Annotated in this window: 1 protein-coding gene; it reads left to right on the top strand. The window is 61.1% G+C overall.

Annotated features, from left to right (window positions below; translation table 11 throughout):
• Positions 1-72 precede the first annotated feature (72 nt).
• Entirely contained in the window at positions 73-1,785 is a 1,713-nt protein-coding gene (locus tag NW820_RS12150; protein ID WP_414407616.1) for a SpoIID/LytB domain-containing protein, read from the top strand.
• The last annotated feature ends 56 nt before the right edge of the window (positions 1,786-1,841 follow it).

The following is a 1,841-nucleotide window of genomic DNA, read 5'->3' as shown; positions in this document are numbered from 1 at the left end:
ACGCAACCGCTGCAGGTAGGCCAAAAAAGATGGGGGTAAAATCGACAGGGTGTGTTTTAGGATAAAGCGGCCATGGCCAGTTGTCAGGCTCTCACTGCCAAACCCCGTCGGTTTTTAGGGGCTCCGTCCCGCTGGCGCAAACAGAGCACCCTCATTTCCGGCTTGGGCCTGTTGCTGGCGGCCTTAGCGCTCCATGCCGCCGACGCAACCGGAGTTCGTGAAGAGACCTTGGCCACGGCAGCCACCCCCGAAAACCCAATCCTGCATATAGGCATTGTGCAACGCTTTGGCCGTTCTGAGACGGATCAAGTGGAGCTGGCGGCGCCGACGGGATCCCTTCTCACCCTGGAATTCCCTCAAGCAGACGGCAGCACCCAGACCCAGCGAACGCCTCGGGTCAGCATCGGCATTGTCAATCGCGCCCTGACCACCCCGGAAACCGTATACCGTCTAATCCTCAGCAGCCACAAAAGCTTTGAGAGTGCCGAGGCCAACGCCAACCATTGGCAGTCTCTGGGCATCAGCACCGAGATCGCCCAGCCGCAAGAATGGCAGGTGTGGGCCAGCCGCGCCTACACCCCGCAACAACTGGCCCAGATTCAGCAGTATGCCCAGAAAGAAGGGATCCCCCATGTGCGGCTCGAGGTGCAGGAGCGACGCGAACGGGCGGAGCTGAGCTGGATCCATGAACACTTTCGCTACCACCGCACCCGCCTCAGGGTGACCTCTGATGCTGGCTATCTGCGGGTGAACGACCGCCACTACGCCGGCTCTATTACCATTCAGCCCAACGCCTACGGCAGCTACACCGTAGTCAACGCCGTGCCCCTGGAAACCTATTTGCGGGGGGTGGTGCCCCACGAGGTGGGGTCGGGGGCTCCCTTTGCCGCCATGGCTGCCCAGGCGATCCTGGCGCGCACCTACGCCCTCAAGAACCTCCACCGCTTTCAGGTTGACGATTATCAGCTCTGTGCCAATACCCACTGCCAGGTTTACAAGGGATTGACCGGAACCCACCCGCGGGCTGACGAGGCCATTCGCCAGACCAGCGGCCTGGTGCTCACCTACAACGGCGAGCTGGTGGATGCTGTCTATTCCTCTACCAATGGCGGCATCTCGGCGGCCTTTGAAGATGTTTGGGACGGGGATCCGCGCCCCTACCTACGCCCGCAAGCGGATATTGCCCATCGTGCTCCGCAGGGCGAGGAGCGCCATCAACCGGGTAAGCCCCTGGATTTGCGGCAGGAGAGCAGCTTCCAGGCGTTTTTGGCCCAGCGAGAGGGCTTCAACGAAGCAGGAGTATCCCGCCTATTCCGCTGGGAGTTCTCCCTATCTTTGGAGGAGCTGAACACCCAGTTGCGGGCCGGCCAAGACTACCTAGGGATCCCGATGCCCACCTGGAGCAGCATCGCGGGGATGCAGATCCTGGAGCGCTCCGCCAGTGGCCGGGTGCAGGTGATGCAATTGGACTTGCAGACGGCAGAAGGGATCCGCTCGATTCTTTTGCGCAAGGATCAGGTACGCTTGGCTTTTCCTCGCCTGTACAGCACCCTGTTTCGGATAGAGCCTCTGAAACAAGGGGAGCGATTGGCAGGCTATCGCTTCATCGGTGGCGGCTTTGGCCATGGGGTGGGCCTGAGCCAGTATGGCTCCTATACCCTGGCTCGGCAGGGGTTTAACGCGGCACAAATCCTCGCTTTCTACTACCCCGGCACCACCTTGGCCCCGCTGGGATCCCTATCCTTGCAGTTGCCTGCCGCCTCAGCAGCCTACTCTATCCGCTAGAGGTTGGGTGAAAGTTATGGCCGTTCGCGACAGCGGGACAGAGCCTTTAGAAGAGC

The sequence above is a fragment of the Synechococcus sp. R55.7 genome, assembly GCF_047461955.1.
Lineage (GTDB): Bacteria > Cyanobacteriota > Cyanobacteriia > Thermostichales > Thermostichaceae > Thermostichus.
This window is presented reverse-complemented; position numbering and strand designations above follow the sequence as displayed.

What these genes read in the sequence shown, in the direction of transcription:
- NW820_RS12150 (WP_414407616.1), top strand. Translation starts at nt 73, where the DNA reads ATGGCCAGTTGTCAGGCTCTCACTGCCAAACCCCGTCGGTTTTTAGGG.